Source organism: Brevundimonas sp. 2YAF1, from assembly GCF_052114745.1.
Classification (GTDB): domain Bacteria; phylum Pseudomonadota; class Alphaproteobacteria; order Caulobacterales; family Caulobacteraceae; genus Brevundimonas.
Window position 1 is genome coordinate 389,273 of sequence record NZ_JBFRFI010000002.1, and the last position, 16,470, is coordinate 405,742.

At 67.5% G+C, this 16,470-nt stretch carries 16 protein-coding genes; 7 read left to right on the forward strand and 9 right to left on the reverse strand.

Features of this window, described 5'->3' with window-relative positions; genetic code table 11:
* Window positions 1–21 precede the first annotated feature (21 nt).
* The 3 genes from AB4Y68_RS04510 to otsB are packed head-to-tail and all read right to left on the reverse strand — an operon-like array spanning window position 22 to window position 3,964.
* A complete protein-coding gene (locus tag AB4Y68_RS04510; protein ID WP_441454317.1) occupies window positions 22–1,419 on the reverse strand; it encodes an alpha,alpha-trehalose-phosphate synthase (UDP-forming) in 1,398 nt (465 codons plus the stop codon).
* Window positions 1,416–3,203, reverse strand: coding sequence for a glycoside hydrolase family 15 protein (locus AB4Y68_RS04515; RefSeq protein ID WP_441454318.1), 1,788 nt, complete (start codon window positions 3,201–3,203; stop codon window positions 1,416–1,418). The genes AB4Y68_RS04510 and AB4Y68_RS04515 overlap by 4 nt, the downstream gene beginning before the upstream one ends.
* Entirely contained in the window at window positions 3,200–3,964 is a 765-nt protein-coding gene (gene otsB, locus AB4Y68_RS04520) for a trehalose-phosphatase (protein WP_441454319.1), read from the reverse strand. The genes AB4Y68_RS04515 and otsB overlap by 4 nt, the downstream gene beginning before the upstream one ends.
* A gap of 182 nt (window positions 3,965–4,146) precedes the next feature.
* On the opposite strand from otsB, the gene AB4Y68_RS04525 reads away from it, so the two are divergent.
* The 4 genes from AB4Y68_RS04525 (at window position 4,147) to AB4Y68_RS04540 (ending at window position 8,161) form a co-directional block, all read left to right on the forward strand.
* Window positions 4,147–5,139 (forward strand): KpsF/GutQ family sugar-phosphate isomerase, encoded by a 993-nt coding sequence (locus tag AB4Y68_RS04525; protein WP_441454320.1) that lies wholly within the window; start codon window positions 4,147–4,149, stop codon window positions 5,137–5,139.
* Complete coding sequence (locus AB4Y68_RS04530) at window positions 5,139–6,416, forward strand: glycosyltransferase family 4 protein (protein WP_441454321.1); 1,278 nt, start codon at window positions 5,139–5,141, stop codon at window positions 6,414–6,416. The genes AB4Y68_RS04525 and AB4Y68_RS04530 overlap by 1 nt, the downstream gene beginning before the upstream one ends.
* A gap of 91 nt (window positions 6,417–6,507) precedes the next feature.
* Window positions 6,508–7,656 carry a polysaccharide biosynthesis/export family protein gene (locus tag AB4Y68_RS04535; protein WP_441454322.1) on the forward strand — a complete coding sequence of 383 codons (1,149 nt, stop codon included), beginning with the start codon at window positions 6,508–6,510 and terminating at the stop codon, window positions 7,654–7,656.
* A 4-nt stretch (window positions 7,657–7,660) separates the two neighbouring features.
* Window positions 7,661–8,161 carry a hypothetical protein gene (locus AB4Y68_RS04540; RefSeq protein ID WP_441454323.1) on the forward strand — a complete coding sequence of 167 codons (501 nt, stop codon included), beginning with the start codon at window positions 7,661–7,663 and terminating at the stop codon, window positions 8,159–8,161.
* 2 nt (window positions 8,162–8,163) lie between these two features.
* On the opposite strand, the gene AB4Y68_RS04545 is transcribed toward AB4Y68_RS04540, so the two are convergent.
* From AB4Y68_RS04545 to rpmH, 5 genes are read right to left on the reverse strand one after another with little or no spacing between them, the layout of a single operon-like run.
* A complete protein-coding gene (locus AB4Y68_RS04545) occupies window positions 8,164–9,153 on the reverse strand; it encodes an LLM class flavin-dependent oxidoreductase (RefSeq protein WP_441454324.1) in 990 nt (329 codons plus the stop codon).
* Window positions 9,154–9,213: 60 nt separating this feature from the next.
* Window positions 9,214–9,885 carry a ribosome biogenesis GTP-binding protein YihA/YsxC gene (gene yihA / locus AB4Y68_RS04550; protein ID WP_441454325.1) on the reverse strand — a complete coding sequence of 224 codons (672 nt, stop codon included), beginning with the start codon at window positions 9,883–9,885 and terminating at the stop codon, window positions 9,214–9,216.
* 4 nt (window positions 9,886–9,889) lie between these two features.
* Window positions 9,890–11,680, reverse strand: coding sequence for a membrane protein insertase YidC (yidC, locus tag AB4Y68_RS04555; RefSeq protein WP_441454326.1), 1,791 nt, complete (start codon window positions 11,678–11,680; stop codon window positions 9,890–9,892).
* A gap of 5 nt (window positions 11,681–11,685) precedes the next feature.
* The gene (gene rnpA, locus AB4Y68_RS04560; RefSeq protein ID WP_441454327.1) at window positions 11,686–12,114 is read right to left on the reverse strand and encodes a ribonuclease P protein component; all 429 of its coding nucleotides are present in this window, start codon (window positions 12,112–12,114) and stop codon (window positions 11,686–11,688) included.
* A gap of 33 nt (window positions 12,115–12,147) precedes the next feature.
* The gene (rpmH, locus tag AB4Y68_RS04565) at window positions 12,148–12,282 is read right to left on the reverse strand and encodes a 50S ribosomal protein L34 (protein ID WP_114818479.1); all 135 of its coding nucleotides are present in this window, start codon (window positions 12,280–12,282) and stop codon (window positions 12,148–12,150) included.
* A 167-nt stretch (window positions 12,283–12,449) separates the two neighbouring features.
* Between rpmH and AB4Y68_RS04570 the strand changes: the two genes are divergently transcribed.
* The 3 genes from AB4Y68_RS04570 to AB4Y68_RS04580 all read left to right on the forward strand — a co-directional run bounded on the left by AB4Y68_RS04570 (window position 12,450) and on the right by AB4Y68_RS04580 (window position 15,273).
* A complete protein-coding gene (locus AB4Y68_RS04570; protein WP_441454328.1) occupies window positions 12,450–13,178 on the forward strand; it encodes a TVP38/TMEM64 family protein in 729 nt (242 codons plus the stop codon).
* Window positions 13,175–14,671 carry a sensor histidine kinase gene (locus AB4Y68_RS04575; RefSeq protein WP_441454329.1) on the forward strand — a complete coding sequence of 499 codons (1,497 nt, stop codon included), beginning with the start codon at window positions 13,175–13,177 and terminating at the stop codon, window positions 14,669–14,671. The genes AB4Y68_RS04570 and AB4Y68_RS04575 overlap by 4 nt, the downstream gene beginning before the upstream one ends.
* A gap of 101 nt (window positions 14,672–14,772) precedes the next feature.
* Entirely contained in the window at window positions 14,773–15,273 is a 501-nt protein-coding gene (locus tag AB4Y68_RS04580) for a cell wall hydrolase (protein WP_441454330.1), read from the forward strand.
* Between the two features lie 71 nt (window positions 15,274–15,344).
* Here the strand turns inward: AB4Y68_RS04580 and AB4Y68_RS04585 are convergent, their stop codons facing one another.
* Window positions 15,345–16,388 carry a ribonucleotide-diphosphate reductase subunit beta gene (locus tag AB4Y68_RS04585; protein ID WP_441454331.1) on the reverse strand — a complete coding sequence of 348 codons (1,044 nt, stop codon included), beginning with the start codon at window positions 16,386–16,388 and terminating at the stop codon, window positions 15,345–15,347.
* Between the last annotated feature and the right edge of the window lie 82 nt (window positions 16,389–16,470).

Genomic DNA, 16,470 nt, shown 5'->3' on the forward strand with positions numbered 1-16,470 from the left:
CATCCGTGGGGGGGACGCGCTTCAGTGGGCGTGCGCGTCCGCAGGCGCCGTCGACAGCAGTGCCTTCACATAGCTGTCGCGCCAGATGGACACGTCCGAGTCGCGCACCACCTGCATCAGCGCCTTCCATTTGCGGATGCGTTCGTCCAGCGGCATGGTCAGGGCCTTCTTGATCGCCTCCGACAGTTCCTCGCGGCTGAAGGGATTGACCAGCAGAGCCTCGCCCATCTGTTCGGCGGCGCCAGCGAAGCGCGACAGGATCAGCACGCCGGGGTCTTCCGGATTCTGGGCCGCGACATATTCCTTGGCCACCAGGTTCATGCCGTCGCGCAGCGGCGTGACCAGACCGACCCTGGCGGCACGATAGATGCCCGCTAGCTGATCCCGGCGGAAGGTGCGGTTCAGGTAGCGGATCGGCTGCCAGTCCATGTCGGCATAGGCGCCGTTGATGCGCCCGGCCAGGGCGTCAAGTCGCGCCCGGATGTCCTGATAGGTGTCCACGTCGTCGCGCGAGATCGGCGTCACCTGCAACAGGAAGACCTCGCTGCGCAGGGCCGGGTTGTCCTCAAGGAACTGCTCATAGCCCAGCATCCGCTGCTCCAGCCCTTTGGAGTAGTCGAGCCGGTCGACCCCGACGATCATGGACCGGAAGGCCGCCGAGGCCGCCATCCGGTCGTAGGTCTTGCGTCCCAGCACCGAACCGCGAGCACTCAGGAAACCTTCCACGTCGATGCCGATGGGGAAGACCCCGCCCTGCACGCGGCGCCCGAAGGCCTCGATCACGTGGTCGGGCGAGACCCGGCCCCGCGCCTCGACCTCGACGTAGCGTTCGAACAGGCCGAGCCATTCATGGGTTTGGAAGCCGATCAGGTCGAAATAGAACATCGACTCCACCAGCCGCCGATGATGCGGCAAGGTGACCAGCAGCTGACGCGCCGGCCAGGGCGTGTGCAGGAAGAAGCCGATCCGGTTCTTCACCCCCAGGCGGCGCAGGTCCCGCGCCATGGGGATCATGTGATAGTCGTGGATCCAGATAATGTCCTCGGGCTGGATCAGCGGCCGCAGCACCTCGGCGAAGCGGCGATTGGTGCGCTCATAGCCCTCGCCGAACGACCGCTCATAGGCGGTCAGGTCCACCCGGTGATGGAACAGCGGCCACAGGGTCTTGTTGGCGTAGCCGTTGTAATATTCGTCGACGTCCTGCGGCTCCAGATCCACCGTGGCGACGGTGACGCCCGCCCTATCCTCGAAGTTCAGTTCGCCGGTGAACTGCTCGACCGTTTCGCCGGACCAGCCGAACCACAGGCCGTCGTATTTGCGCAGCGCCGCCGACAGGGCCATGGCCAGTCCGCCCGCCGATCCGGCGGCCGGGTCGCGCGGCGCCGAAACGCGGTTGGAAACGACGATCAGCCGGCTCATCGCGCGTCCTGCCAAGAACGACTGAGCAGCACGGCGCAGTTGATGATGCCGACCAGGGAGTAGGTCTGCGGGTAGTTGCCCCACAGTTCGCCGTCCTGAATGGCGATGTCCTCGCTGAGCAGGCCGGCATGGGTTCGGCGGCTGAGCATCTCGTCGAAGATGGCCCTCGCCTCTTCCGTCCGCCCATTCAGATGCAGGGCCTCGATAAACCAGAAGGTGCAGAAGTTGAACGCCGTCTCCGGCTCGCCGAAGTCGTCGGGATGGATATAGCGGAACAGATAGCCGCCCTTCTTGAGGTCGCGCTCGATGGCCTCGAAGGTCTTCACCTGACGCGGGTCGCGGGCGTCGAGGAAGCCCAGATCGGTCATCTGCAGCAGGGAGGCGTCCAGTTCGGTTCCGCCGAAGCTGGCGGCGAACCGGCCTTCGTCAGGCAGGTAGGCCTCGGCCTCGATCCGGGCCCGGATCAGCCGCGCCCGCTCGTCCCAGATTTCCGCCCGTTCCGGCAACCCCAGATGTCGCGCCGCCTTGGCCAGGCGGTCGCAGGCGGCCCAGCACATGACCGAGGAATAGGTGTGCACCCGGGCGATGGTGCGGAACTCCCACAGGCCGGCGTCGGTCTGGTCATGCATGGAGAAGGCGCGGTCGCCGACCTTTTCAAGGGCGTGAAAATCCTCGATCGAGCCGGGCCGCAGCAGGCGTTCGTCGAAGAAGGCCTGGACCAGGGGCAGGACGATCTGGCCATAGACGTCGTGCTGCAGATGCTCGTGCGCCTGGTTCCCGACGCGCACCGGCTTCATGCCGCGATAGCCCTCGACGCTGTCGACGATGCGTTCGCCGATACCCGCCTCCAGCCCCACGCCATAGACGGGCTGCACATGCCCCCCCTTGGACGCGTCCACCAGATTACGCAGATAGCCGAGGTAGTTCTCGAGAATGTCGACCGCGCCCAGCCGGTTCAGCGCCCGCACCGTGTAATAAGCGTCGCGCATCCAACAGAAGCGATAGTCCCAGTTACGCCCGCTCTCGGGAAATTCCGGCACCGAGGTCGTCATGGCGGCGACAATGGCGCCGGTCTCTTCATAGACGCACAGCTTCAGGGTGATGGCGGCGCGGATCACCGCCTCCTGCCAGTCCAGCGGCACATAGAGGGTCCGCGCCCACAGTTTCCAATTTAGGATGGTCAGGTCGAGGGCGGCGATGACGCCGGCCGTGACCGACTGATCATAGCCTTCGTCCGGGCCGAGGAAGAAGGCCATCTCGCTTTCCAGCCGGAAGGTCCGTTCGTCCAGCACGTGGGTGACGGGGCAGTTGGTGGTCAGCCTCAAGGTCACGTCGGTGCAGAGGTAGCGGATATGGTTGGAGCCCGACGTGCGCTCGGCCCGGCGCGCGCCCCAGTCGGCCGAGGGCCGCAGCCGGATCGTGATGCGCGGCGCGCCCGACAACGGCCGCACCACCCGCGCGAACGCGATCGGCCGATAGATGCGCGAGTGCTTCAGATGACGCGGAGCGAAGTCGATGATCTCGACCGAGGCCCCGCGCTCGTCGGTCATCACGGTGCGCAGCACGGCCGTGTTGCGGACATAGGCCTGCTCGACGAACTTCACACCCTCCAGTTCGATGGACCAAAATCCGTGCTGGGGATCGTTCCCGTCCATGAGGGCCGAGAACACCGGATCGCCGTCGACGCGCGGTGCGCAAGCCCAGACAAAGCGAGCCCGTCGGTCGACCAGGGCGCTGACCGAGCAGTTGCCGATGGGGGCGAGGTCGAGGTTAGGACGGCTCATGCAGGGACCTCCGCTATCCCGTCCAGCCAGTCCAGCACGGCGTTCACGCCCTCCAGCCGATAGCGCGCCGCCGTCGCCCGCTCGGGGCCGACCAGAACGCCGAAACCGCCCAGCCTCTCGGCCGCCTCGAACCCGTGCTCGTCGGTCAGGTCGTCGCCCACCATGACCGGCACGCCGCCCTGAAAGGGCGCCTCGGCCATGAAGGCGGAAAGCGCCGCGCCCTTGTCCGCGCCCGGCGTCTTGAGCTCCAGCACCATGGCGCCGGGTTGCAGGGCCAAGCCGGTCTCCTCGGCCAGGGACGCCGCCAGGATGAGCGCCTCCCCGGACACGTCCGGCGCCTGGCGATAATGCAGACCCGCCGACAATTCCTTATCCTCGACCAGCACGCCGGGCCGGGCGGCGGCGAAGGCGTCGAAGGCGGCGACGGCGCGGCGCACCGCGGGATCGGGCGTGCGCTGGACCAGGGAGCCGTCCTCGCGGCGGCGTTGCAGCCCGTGAACGCCGGAAGCCGCCCGCGCGGCGCCGTCGCTGATCCGGTCGATCTCGCGCAGCGTCCGGCCGCTGACGATGGCGACCCGCCCCTGCAAACGTTCGGTCAGCCGCGTCAGCACGTCCGTCCGCCGGACGTCCGGCCCCACCGCATCCGGCGTCGGGGCCAGCGGCGCCAGGACGCCGTCCAGATCCAGAAACAGGGCGGCTTTGCGAAGGGCCACGGGCGGCTTGGGCAAGCGTGGGGCGATGGCCCCGGATGCTGACGGCATAAGGTCCGAACTCGTGTTCTGCGGAGGTTGAGACTGCTGAGAACGCATGGAGTCCGGGAAGGTTGTCCCTCAAGCGACAATTCCGCGGCCGCATCGCCATTGTGCGAACAATCCAGATGGGGCAATTCGCGAGGCGCCATGAAGAACCGCGGCAGCGGTCCGGCGTTCAGGAGCCGATGCCCATGACCGATTCAGTTCACTCGTCGCCCGAGCAGATCGCCGCGATGACGGACCGGGCGCGCGAGGTGGTCCGCCTGAACATCCAGGCGCTGGACGCGCTGGAGCGGTCGATCGACGTCTCGATCGCACGCGCCTGCGACATCATCCTGTCGCGGCCGGGCTATCTGGTCGTGACCGGCATGGGCAAGTCGGGCCATATCGGCGGCAAGATCGCCGCGACCCTGGCCTCGACCGGCACCAATTCCTTCTTCGTCCACCCCGCCGAGATGAGCCACGGCGACCTGGGCATGCTGCGTCCGGACACCACCCTGCTGGCCATCTCCAACTCGGGCGAGAGCCGCGAACTGCGCGATCCCCTGATCTACTGCCAGCGCAACGACATTCCGGTCATCGGCATCACCCAGAGGGCGGGCAGCTTCCTCGGCCGTCACTCCGCCGTCTGCCTGACCATGCCCCACGTGGCCGAGGCCTGCCCCAACGGCCTGGCGCCGACCACCTCGACCCTGATGACCCTGGCCATGGGCGACGCCCTGGCCATGGTGCTGATGGACCGCCGCGGCTTCACCCGCGAGGATTTCGGCCTGCATCACCCCGGCGGCGCCCTGGGCATGAGCCTGCAGAGCGTCCGCGAATGGATGGGCGACAACGCCGCCACCCCGGCCGGCGTGCCGCTGGACGCCAGCTTCAGCGCCGTGGTCTCCGCCATCAGCGCGGGTCGCAAGGGCGCGGTCGCGGTCCTGCATTCCGACGGGACCCTGGCGGGCATGATCACCGACGGCGACATCCGCCGCGCCTTCGCCAGCGACATCTCGGTCATCCGCGCCGAAGACATCATGAGCCGCGCGCCGATCACCGTCGATCCCGACGCCCGGATGAGCGATGTGGTCGATCTGCTGAGCGCCAACAAGATCGCCAATCTGTTCGTCGTCGATGACCAGAGGCCGGTCGCCATCATTCACGTCGCCGAACTGATGCAGGCCGGCTACGTTTCCTGATGAGCCAGGACATCCTCTTCGACGCCAGCCGCCTGCTGAGCCGCACCGATCGGAGCGCCCCGACCGGCGTTGATCGCGTTTGCCTGGCCTACGCCGAATGGCTGGTCGACCATCCCGACTATCGAATGGTGCCGGTCCGGTCGCGTCACGACCAACTGGCTATGGTGGACGACGCCTGGTTCCGCGACTGCATCCTCGACCTGCGTCGTCGATGGTCCGGCGCGGCGACCAGCCGCGCGTTGAACGACGCCGAGCGCCGCCTGTTCGCCGCGCTGCAGGCCGACAAGCCGACCGCTTCGGTCATGAGCGAAGCGCCCGAGCCCGGCCAATCGAAGCGCAAGAAGGCGCGCGCCTGGAAGCAGTATTTCCGGGCCAAACGGGTCGCCGCCGCACCGCCCGCCCGCCTTTATTTCAACGTCGGGCACACCAGCCTGAACACGCCGGACATCCTTACCGGCCTGAGAGCCCAGGGGATTGATCGCGTCGTGATGCTGCACGACCTGATCCCCATCACCCATCCCGAGTTCTGCCGACCGGGCGACGGCGCCAAACATCGCCGCCGGGTGATCACGGCGCTGCGCCACGCCTCACGGATCGTGGTCAACTCGCACTATACGGCCCATGAACTGCTGGCCTTCGCCGAGCGCGAGAGGCTGCCGGCCCCGCCCGTCGACGTCGCCCACCTGGGCCTGGAGCCGATCTTCCTCAAGGCCGAGCCCAGCCCCTCGCGCCGTCCCTATTTCGTCCATGTCGGCACCATAGAGGCGCGCAAGAACCTCGCCTTCCTGCTGACAATCTGGCGCCGGCTGCAGGAACGGATGGGCGACCAGGCCCCGCGTCTGGTCCTGATCGGCCGTTACGGCTGGGAGAACGAGGCCGTGCTCGACCACCTGCAGCGCTCGCCCAATCTTCAGGGTCTGGTGCATCAGGCCGAGAACCTGCCCGACACGGCGCTGGCCGATCTGATGCAGGGCGCCCAGGCCGTCCTGGCGCCCTCCTCCGTCGAGGGGTTCGACCTGCCGGCGGTCGAGGCCTGCGCCCTCGGCGTCCCCCTGATCGCTTCCGACATTCCCGCGCACCGCGAACTGGTGCCGCAGGCGACGTTGATCGATCCACTGGATGGCCTGGGCTGGCTGACGGCCCTCGAGGCCGCGACCCGGCGACGCCCGGCGGTGACAGCCTATTCGCCGCCGACCTGGCCCCGACATTTCGCCACGGTCGAGGCGCGGCTGGGCCTCGACCGCAACGTCGACGCCCGCCTCGTCGGCTCGGCATGAGGCCGTGTCGGGGATCGGCGCCCATGCCTCTGGTCCGACGCGGCAAAGCCAAGTAATCACGGTCATGAACCGCCAGATCCCCGGAGCCGCCATGAAGCGATCCCTTCTGCCCCTGATCGCCCTCGCCCTTGTGGGCGGCTGCTCGACCCTGCCCGGAGACGGTCCGTCGGGCCGCGCCGTCGTCGACGGGGCCGCCGGCGCCCAACAGGCCGGCAACTACGCCATGGTCGATCTGGACTACGCCGTCGGCGAAACGATCAAGGCCATCGCCCCCCGCTTCGGCGGCAGTCTGGCTGCGGGCGGCGCCGACGCGCCGGTGGACGTGCTCGGCATCGGCGACACTCTGGCGGTGTCGATCTACGAACCCAGCGGCGCCCTGTTCGGCACCCGCAACATGTCGCGCGACATCCAGACTGGCAGCCAGGCCCTGCCGCCGCTGGTGGTCGACCGCACCGGCGCCGTCAACGTTCCCTTCGCCGGTCGGGTCCATGTCGACGGCCTGACCGGCCCGGAAGCGGCCGACGCCATCAAGCGCGCCCTGCGCGGCAAGGTCGGCGATCCTCAGGTCATCGCCGCCATCACGCAGAACCCCTCGAACGCGATCACGGTGCTGGGCGATGTCCGCAGCCCCGGCCGCGCCGCCCTGTCGGTCAACACCGACCGGATTCTGGACGTCATCGCCGCCGCCGGCGGCCCGAGCCGTCCGGCTGAAGACCTGATCGTCAACGTGCGTCGCGGCGACCAGACCTATTCGGCGCCCCTGACCCTGGTCGCCACCACGTTCGGCGAGAACGTGCGTCTGCGTCGCGGCGACCAGGTCAGCCTGACCTACAAGCCGCGTCGCTTCACCGCCTTCGGCGCCGTCGGCGCCGTCAGCGAGCAGGATCTGGGACAGGGAAGCCTCAGCCTGACGGCCGCGCTGGCGCGCCTGCGCGGGCTGGACACCCAGTCGGCCAACCCCCGCTCGGTCATGGTGTTCCGCTTCGAACGGCCCGAGGTCGCCCAGGCCCTGGGCCTGACCCAGGCCGCCACGCCCCGCGGCGTGCCCGTGGTCTATCGGCTGAACCTGGCCGAGGGTCAGGGCTTCTTCATCGGCAATAATTTCATGATCCAGCCGGAGGACGTGGTCTATGCGCCGCGTTCGGATTCGGCCGAGGCGCGCAAATTCTTCGAGTTCGTGCAGTCGATCACCCGCGTGATCTACGACGTCTCGGTCACGAGCGCGCTGAACGTCAACTAGGGCGATGTTCGGTCGCCTCGGACGCCGCCGTTTCGAAACCCCGTCCTCGGGGCTGAAGGGTGATCGGCCCGAGGTGCCGACGTCGACCGACGACCTGCTGTCCCTGCTGCAGGTGATCGAGACGGCGGCCGGCGAGGTCTATGGACGCCATGGCCTGCCACAGCAGCGGGGACACTACCGGCGCCCCACCGACGGCGACGTCTGGGAGCCCCTGGGCGACGCCCTGTCCCCCGCCGAGAAATGGGCGCTGGTCGACAGTTCGCCCGAGGGCGGTCGCTGGCGCTACGCCGCCTATGAGGCCCTGGGGGCGGGCTCGGACGTCCCTGCGGTCCGCCGGGCCTCGGCCCTTCTGGCCGCCTGTCAGGGCCTGCGTCAGCGCCTCGCGGATCGCGCGACCATCTCGGCTCAGGATCTGGCGGACTCCATCCGCCTGGGCGAGGCCTGGTCCCGCCTCGCCACGGACACCTCGATCCCGAAATTCCTGCCGCCGGACGAGGCGGGCTGACCTCAGCCCTGCCCGACGGCCCCCGCGAGGAGTTCCAACGACCGCACCCGTGCGGCGGGATCCCAGATCTGGCTGGTGACCATCAGTTCGTCGGCCCCGGTCTGGGCGACGAAGGCCTCCATCCGGGCGCGAACGGTCTCGGGCGATCCAACCGCCGAACAGGCCAGGGCCGCGTCGATCATGCCCCGCGCGGCGCCGTCCAGCCGCTCGTAATAGCCCTCGACCGGCGCCGGCAGCTTGCCGGGACGCCCGGTCCTCAGGTTGACGAAGGCCTGCTGGACCGAGGTGAACAACAGGCGCGCGGCCGCATCCGTCTCGGCGGCGAAGACATTGTAGCCCAGCATGGCATAGGGCTCAGCCAGGTGTTCGGACGGTCGGAAGGTCTGACGATAGACGTCCAGCGCCCGCATCATGTCGCCGGGCGCGAAATGGCTGGCGAAGGCGTAGGGCAGGCCCAGATGCGCCGCCAGCTGCGCCCCGTAGGTCGAGGAACCCAGGATCCAGATCGGCACGTCCTGACCCTCGCCGGGGTTGGCGATGATGCGCTGATCCGGCGCCGCCGGCGCGAACCACTGCATCAACTCCATCACGTCCTGCGGGAAGGCGTCCACGTCGCCCTGAAGAGTCCGCCTCAAGGCCCGCGCCGTCGCCTGATCCGAGCCGGGCGCTCGACCCAGACCCAGGTCGATGCGGCCGGGATAAAGCGCGGCCAGGGTGCCGAACTGTTCGGCGATGACCAGCGGCGCGTGGTTGGGCAGCATGACGCCGCCGGCGCCCACGCGGATGGTCTTGGTCGCCGCCGCCACCGCGCCGATGACGACCGAGGTCGCGGCGCTGGCGATGCCCGGCATATTGTGGTGCTCGGCCAGCCAGAAGCGGCGATAGCCCAGCCGCTCGGCGTGGCGAGCCAGGTCGAGGGTGTTGGCCAGCGACTGCGAGACATCCGAGCCCTCGGGCACCGGGGCGAGATCGAGAATGGAAAGCGGGGTCATCCGTCCGATATGGGGCCGCGCGTCAGCGGCGCCATATCAACCGATGCATCCGACGATGATTTACGTCAGGTCGACGCCCGTGGTGCGCATGATCTCGGCGCGCAGCTCTGGCATGCCCGTACCCTTTTCGGACGAGGTGACCAGAACTGCGGGGAAGGCGGCCGGGCGTTTGGAGATGGCCTTCAGTGTCTCCGCCTGGACCTTTTCAGCCTCGCCCTTCTTCAGCTTGTCGGCCTTGGTCAGGACGATCTGATAACTGACGGCGGCCAGGTCCAGGGCCTTCAGCGCCTCGTCGTCGACCTTCTTGAGGCCGTGGCGGGCGTCGATCAGCAGATAGACCCGCTTCAGCGTCACCCGGCCGCGCAGATAGTCGCGGCCCAGGTCCTGGAACTTCTTCACCGTCGTCTTGGACGCCTTGGCCCAGCCGTAGCCGGGCAGATCGACCAGCCGCAAACGGCCGTCCAGATCGAAGAAATTGACCTCGCGCGTGCGGCCCGGCTCGTTCGAGGCTCTAGCCAGCTTGTGCATCCCGACCAGGGCGTTGATCAGGCTGGACTTGCCGACATTGGAACGGCCGGCAAAGGCGATTTCCGGCAAGTCGGGGTCAGGAAGTTGCTCGATCTTGGCGCAGCCCAGGACGAAGGTGGCCTGGCGCGAGAACAGCACGCGCGCGGCCTCAATCTCGGTGTCCGAGTATTCTCCGACCTTGGGCTCTGCCGATGGTTCGTCCAATGAATCAGGCCTTCTTGAAGCGGGCGATAAAGCTGTCGATCGGGTTCTCGGCCTTGAAGCGATGCATGATCACATACTGCTGCAGGATCGAGAGGATGTTGTTCCACGCCCAGTAGATCAGCAGGCCGGCCGCAAACGGGGCCATGATGAAGGTGAAGACGAAGGGCAGGAAGGCGAAGATCTGACGCTGCATCGGGTCCTGGGCGGGCGGGTTCATCGACTGCTGCAGCCACATGGTCAGACCATAGATGATCGGCAGGACGCCGAGATGCAGAGGGCCGCTCAGCAGGCTGCCGACCAGGGGCAGGGTCGCCGGATCCCACGGAATGGCGCCGAACAGGTTCCAGATCGTCGACGGGTCACGCGCCGACAGGTCGCGAATCCAGCCGAAGAAGGGCGCGTGGCGCATTTCGATGGTGACGAACAGCACCTTGTACAGGGCGAAGAAGACCGGGATCTGCACCACGATGGGCAGGCAGCCCGCCAGCGGATTGATCTTCTCCCGCTGATACAGGGCCATCGTCTCCTGCTGCTGCTTCTGCGGGTCGTCCTTAAATTTCTTTTTAATCTCCTCCATCTTGGGCTGGAGGGTCCGCATCTTGGACAGGCTCTCGTAGGACTTGTTGGCCAGCGGGAACATGATCAGCTTGACCACGACGGTCAGGGCCAGGATGGCCAGGCCGAAGTTGCCGAGGACGCCGTAGAAGAACTCCACGATCATGAAGATCGGGCGCGTCAGGAAGAACAGGTGGCCCCAGTCGATGGCGTAGACGAAGCGCGGCAGGTCCAGGCTCTTCTCATAGCCGGCCAGGATCTCGTTACGCTTGACGCCGGCGAACAGACGCTGGGTCTCTTCGATCTGGCGCCCCGGCTGGATGGTGCGGGTGGCGCCCAGCATGGCGGCTTCGTGGACGTTCAGACCCTCGGCGTCGCGGACGGCGAACCGGCCCTCGATCGTTTCCTTCTGGTCCGGGATGAGGGCGGCCATCCAGTACTTGTCGGTGATGCCCAGCCAGCCGCCGGTCGATTGGTTCTCGATGCGCGGCTTCTTGGCCCAGTCCTTGTACTTGACCTGTTCCGTCGTGAACTTGCCGTCCGCGCCGAAGGTGCCGATGGCGCCCTCGTGCAGGATCATCTGCTTGCCCAGATCCGTCGGCACGCCCTGGCGCTCGACGCGGCCATAGGGGGCGATGGTGATCGGCTGGCCGCTCAGGTTGGCGACGGTGTCGGTGACGGTGAAGACGTATTGCGCGTCGATGGCGATGACGCGGGTGAAGCGCAGGCCCTGGCCGTTGTCCCAGGTCAGTTCGACCGGGGTGGTCGGGGTCAGGGTCGCGCCCTTGGTCAGTTGCCAGACCGTGTTCGGACCGGGCACGCCGCCGAGGACGTTGGGGCCGCTCCAGCCGAACTGGGCGAAATAGGCGTGCTCCATCCCCTGCGGGCGGAACAGCTCGACCGGGGGCGAATTCTTGTCCAGCGTCTCGCGGTAGCGGGTCAGATACAGGTCGTCGATGCGCGCGCCCTGCAGCGACAGCGAACCCTTCAGCGTATCCGTCTGGATCGGCACGCGGGCGGCGGCGCCCAGGGCCTGGGCGCGGTCGGTCACGAAGGCTTCAGGACGCGAGGCCGTGCTGGCCCCGGCGTCGCTGACAGCCAGCTTCTGCTCGGCGGCGACGACCTGCGCCTGACGGCGCATCTCGGCCTGCGGGCGCATCACCATGAAGTAGTACACGCCCATGATCAGGGCCGCGCACACGAAGAAGATGATGGTGTTGCGCGAATTCTCGTTCTGCATCGGGGTCAGCGGTCCTGGCCGGAGGGGCGCGAATCGTCAGAGGCGCGGGCGGGCGATTTCGCCTCGTCTCCCATATCGGGAGCCGCACGCGGGGTTGCGAGCCTTGTAAGGGCCGATTTCACATCGTCAAGCAAGCGGTCCCAGTCGCGATCCGCCGTGCCCATGCGGGCGATGAACACATAGTCGCAGCCGGGGCGCCCGTGCAGGGGCGCCAGAAGCCGTGCGGCCTCGCGCAGGCGGCGTTTGCAACGGTTGCGCACCACTGCTCCGCCGACCTTGCGGGTGGCGGTGAATCCCAGGCGGATCGCGGTCTGTCCGTCCTGACGGTCCAGTTGCTGGACCACCACGGCGCCGCGGGCCTGAGAAACACCTTTGGCGGCCGCCAGAAACTGGGGCCGCCGTGTCAGGCGATCGATTTTCATCGGATCGGTCATGCGCCCGCCCTGAAGGGTAATGGGCGCGTGACGTCAGGCCGTCAGGCGCTTACGGCCTTTGGCGCGGCGACGCATAACGATCTTCTGTCCGTTCTTGGTGGCCATCCGCGAACGGAAGCCGTGACGGCGCTTGCGCACGAGTCGCGACGGCTGATAGGTCCGCTTCACGTTCGGCTCCAGGGCTACAGGGTTTCACAACGGACAACAGTCATCCGCTGCAGGAGGCGGGCGTATAAGCGGCGGCGACGGACGAGTCAACGCCGACAAGCGATCCAGAACGTTGCACCAGCCTGAATCCTCTAGGGAAGCCGGACAGCGTCGGTTACGGAGCAGGGATGAACCGGGTCAAACGATTTCTGCCCCTCGCCATCCTGCTGGCGGCGATCGCGCTGATCTTCGGCATGGGGTGGAACCGCTACCTGTCGCTGGACACGCTGCGCGAGCACGGCGCGGCGTTTCAGGCCCTGGCGAACGAACATTACCTGCTGACGCTGCTGGCGCTGATGCTGCTGTTCGCCCTGCTGACGGCCAGCGTGGTCCCGGGCGTGGTCTTCATCACCGTGACCGCCGGCTATCTGTTCGGCCCCTGGGTCGGCGGCGTGGCCACGGCCTTCGCCGCCACCGCCGGCGCCCTGGCCATCTATTATGTCGGTCGCACCGCGCTCGGCGAATCCCTGCGTCGTCGCGCGGCCCAGGACACGGGGCTGTTGAAGAAGGTCTGCGAGGGCGTGGACCGCAATACATTTTGGTATGTGCTGGTGGCCCGCCTGGTCGTGACCGTGCCCTTCCACCTTATCAATGTCGCCGCCGGGGTCATGGCCGCGCCGCTGCGGCCCTATCTGATCGCCACCTTCATCGGTCTGTTGCCGGCCCACATCATCTATTGCTGGATCGGGTCGGGGCTGAACGAAATCCTGATCCGCGATCCGAACCCGGACCTGCAGAGCCTGTTCGCCCAATTCATGTGGCCCTTGATGGGCGTCGGTTTCCTGTCCTTGCTTCTGCCCCTCGCGCTCAAATTAGTGCAGAAATGGCGGGCTCGACACGGCATGGACGCCGCATGACGGAACGCAAGGCGATCGAGACCCGGCTGCAACCGCGCCCCCACGCTGCGACGGGCCTGATCGCGCGCCTGCAGGCCGTGCGTCTGCCCGAGGTCTGGCGCGAGCGGCTGACGCCCCGCGCGCCGGACGGCCTGTCCAGCCGCCTGCTGCTGCTGACCGTGGCCTTCACCCTGGCGGTGGCCGCCCTGATCATCGTGCCCAGCGCCGCCTCCTTCCAGGAGCGGTGGCTGATGGACCGGCTGCAGGCCGCCGAATTGGCCTCGGTCGGGGTCGAGGCCCTGCCCTACTCAGCCGTCGAGGACTCCACCGCCGAGCAACTTCTGAGCATCGGCGGGGTCCAGTCGGTCGTGGTCGGCGAGCAGGGCGTGCGACGCCTGCTGCTGCAGGCTCCCAACCTGCCCCGCGCGCCCGACCTGATCGACCTGCGCCAGCGCAACATCGGCGCCCGCCTGCTGGACCCGTGGAAGACCCTGTTCGGCCACCCTGACCGATCGATCCGGGTTCAGGCCAAGCCGCGCTATCGCTCAGGCGACTTCATCGAAATCCTGGCCCCCGCCCAGCCGCTGAAGGTCGAGCTGAAGACCTTCCTGCTCAACAGCCTGACCATGTCCCTGCTGATCGCCATGGTCGCGGGGGCCTTGCTCTACGTCTCCCTGTCCTTCCTGGTGCTGACGCCCCTGCGCCGGGTGACGCGCGCCATCGAACGGTTCGCCGCCGACCCCGAAAGCGCGGGCGAGGCGCCCTCGGACCGCCATGACGAGATCGGCCGGGTCGAACGCGAACTGGCGCGGATGCAGGAAGAGGTGCGTCAGTCGCTGCGCGCGCGCGCGCGTCTGGTGGCGCTGGGCGAAGCGGTGGCCAAGATCAACCACGACCTGCGCAACATGCTGACCTCGGCCCAGATGGCGTCGGAGCGGCTGTCCAGTTCGTCCGACCCGCTGGTGGCCAAGGCCCTGCCTCGGCTGGAGCGCGCCCTGAGCCGCGCCGCCGCCCTGGCCCGCAATGTGCTGGAATACGGCAAGTCCGAAGAAGCCCCGCCCCAGCTTCAGAAGATGCTGCTGGCCCGCGTCGTGGCCGTCGCCGCCGAGGATGCGGGCCTCGAGGAAGACGGCGTGCGTCTGGTCCGAGCCCTGCCCGCCCGCTTCACCGTCAACGCCGACGCCGACCAGTTGCATCGCATTCTGGTCAACCTGATGCGCAACGCCCGTCAGGCCATCGAGAGCGATCCCGCGCGGAACAAGAAGGGCCGGATCACCGTCCGGGCCGAAACCCGCGACGGCGTCGCCGTCATCAGCATCACCGACGACGGACCGGGCATTCCCCAACGTCTGGCCGGGCGGCTGTTCGAACCTTTCGTCAGCGGCCGCGCCTCGGAAGGCACCGGTCTGGGCCTGACCATTTCGCGCGAGTTGGCGGCCAACCACGGCGGCGAGCTGCGGCTGCTGGACACGGGGCCGCAAGGCACGACCTTCGAACTGCGCCTGCCGGCCTGAAGCGACGTGCAGCCATTTGTCCCATTCGGGCGTTGTTTCTGTCTAAAGTCGGAAAAGCCAAGCTTCGATCCGCCCCCCTTCGTTCGGCAAGGATATCCTCCATGATCTACGCCCCCCGCCCGCACCGCGCCGCCCTTCTCGCGGCGGCCGTGAGCGTCCTTCTGGCCGCGCCCGCCCTGGCCCAGACGTCGATGCCGCCCAGGCCCGCCCAGACCGCGCCCAGCGACCCCGTAGGCGACCTGCTGCGCAGCAAGGGCGAGCGCTACCACCGCGCCCCGGATTCCGCTCAGGACCCCGACGAACTGCGCCGGACCCAGGCCCTGAACGAAGAGATCGTCGCCCAGAATAATCTGGCCGAGAACGAGGACCGCGCCAACGCCGCCGCCCATGCTCAGGCGCTGGCCCGCTATCAAGCCGGAATGGAAGCCGCGGAGGCCGATCGCCAGCGTTATGACGCCGAAGCGCGCGCCGCCGCCGAAGGGCAGGCGCGCTATGAGCAACAGATGGCCGACTGGCGCGCCACGGTCGCGGCCTGCGAACGCGGCGACCGCGCGCGCTGCAACGCCGGAAGTCAGGCGCCCGGACCGTATAGGCCCTACTAGATCGAACGAGCGCGCGCTCTCGATCACGACGCCCGGCAGGCCTTCCGGCCGCCGGGCTCGGAATGGAGGGATCAGCCCTCGGCGGTCTCGCGGCGCTTCATCATGGCGTCGAAGCTGTCCCAGACGCCGTCGGCGCCGTGCCAGGCGCCCTGCGTCGCCGCCTTGGAGTATTCGGTGGCGCGCGCCTCGAAGAAGTTGGCGTGCTCCACGCCGCTGAGCAGCGACTGCAGCCAGGGCAGCGGGTTTTCGGTAACGCCATACACTTCCGGCAGCTTCAGCTGGCGCAGGCGCCAGTCGGCGATGAAGCGAATGTACGACTTGATGTCGTCCGGCGTCATGCCGTGCACCGGGCCCATTTCGAAGGCCAGGTCGATGAACTTGTCTTCCATGTCGACCACCGTCTTGCAGCAGTCGACGATGTCGTCGGCCACGGCCTTGGTGACGGCGCCCGTCTCCTTGTTGAAGGCGTGGTACAGCTTGATGATGCCTTCGCAGTGCAGGCTCTCGTCACGCACCGACCAGCTGACGATCTGACCCATGCCCTTCATCTTCGACTGGCGCGGGAAGTTCATCAGCATGGCGAAGCTGGCGAACAGCTGCAGCCCCTCGGAAAAGCCGCCGAACATGGCCAGGGTCCGACAGATGTCGGCGTCCGTCTCGACCCCGAACTGGCCCATGAAGTCATGCTTGTCGCGCATGGCCTCGTATTCCATGAAGGCGCCGAACTCGCTCTCGGGCATGCCGATGGTTTCGAGCAGCAGGGCGTAGGCCGCGATATGGATCGTCTCCATATTGGCGAACGACGCCAGCATCATCTTCACTTCGGTCGGTTTGAACACCCGGCCGTAGCGCTCCATGTAGTTGTCCTGGACCTCGATGTCGGCCTGGGTGAAGAATCGGAAGATCTGCGTCAGCAGGTTGCGCTCGCTGTCGGTCAGGTTGGCGGCCCAGTCCTTGACGTCCTCGCCCAGCGGCACCTCTTCGGGCATCCAGTGGACCTGCTGCTGCGTCTTCCACATGTCGAAAGCCCACGGATAGCGGAACGGCTTGTAGGCCGCCGAGGGCGTCAGCAGTCCGGCCGTTCCGGGGCGGATGATCGAGGTGTGGGCGTTCATCGAAATGACCTGAGGCGAATCCGGAGGAGGGACCCAACATGCGTCCGCGCCGCCTCGGCGCCAAGCTGAAACGCGCTTATTT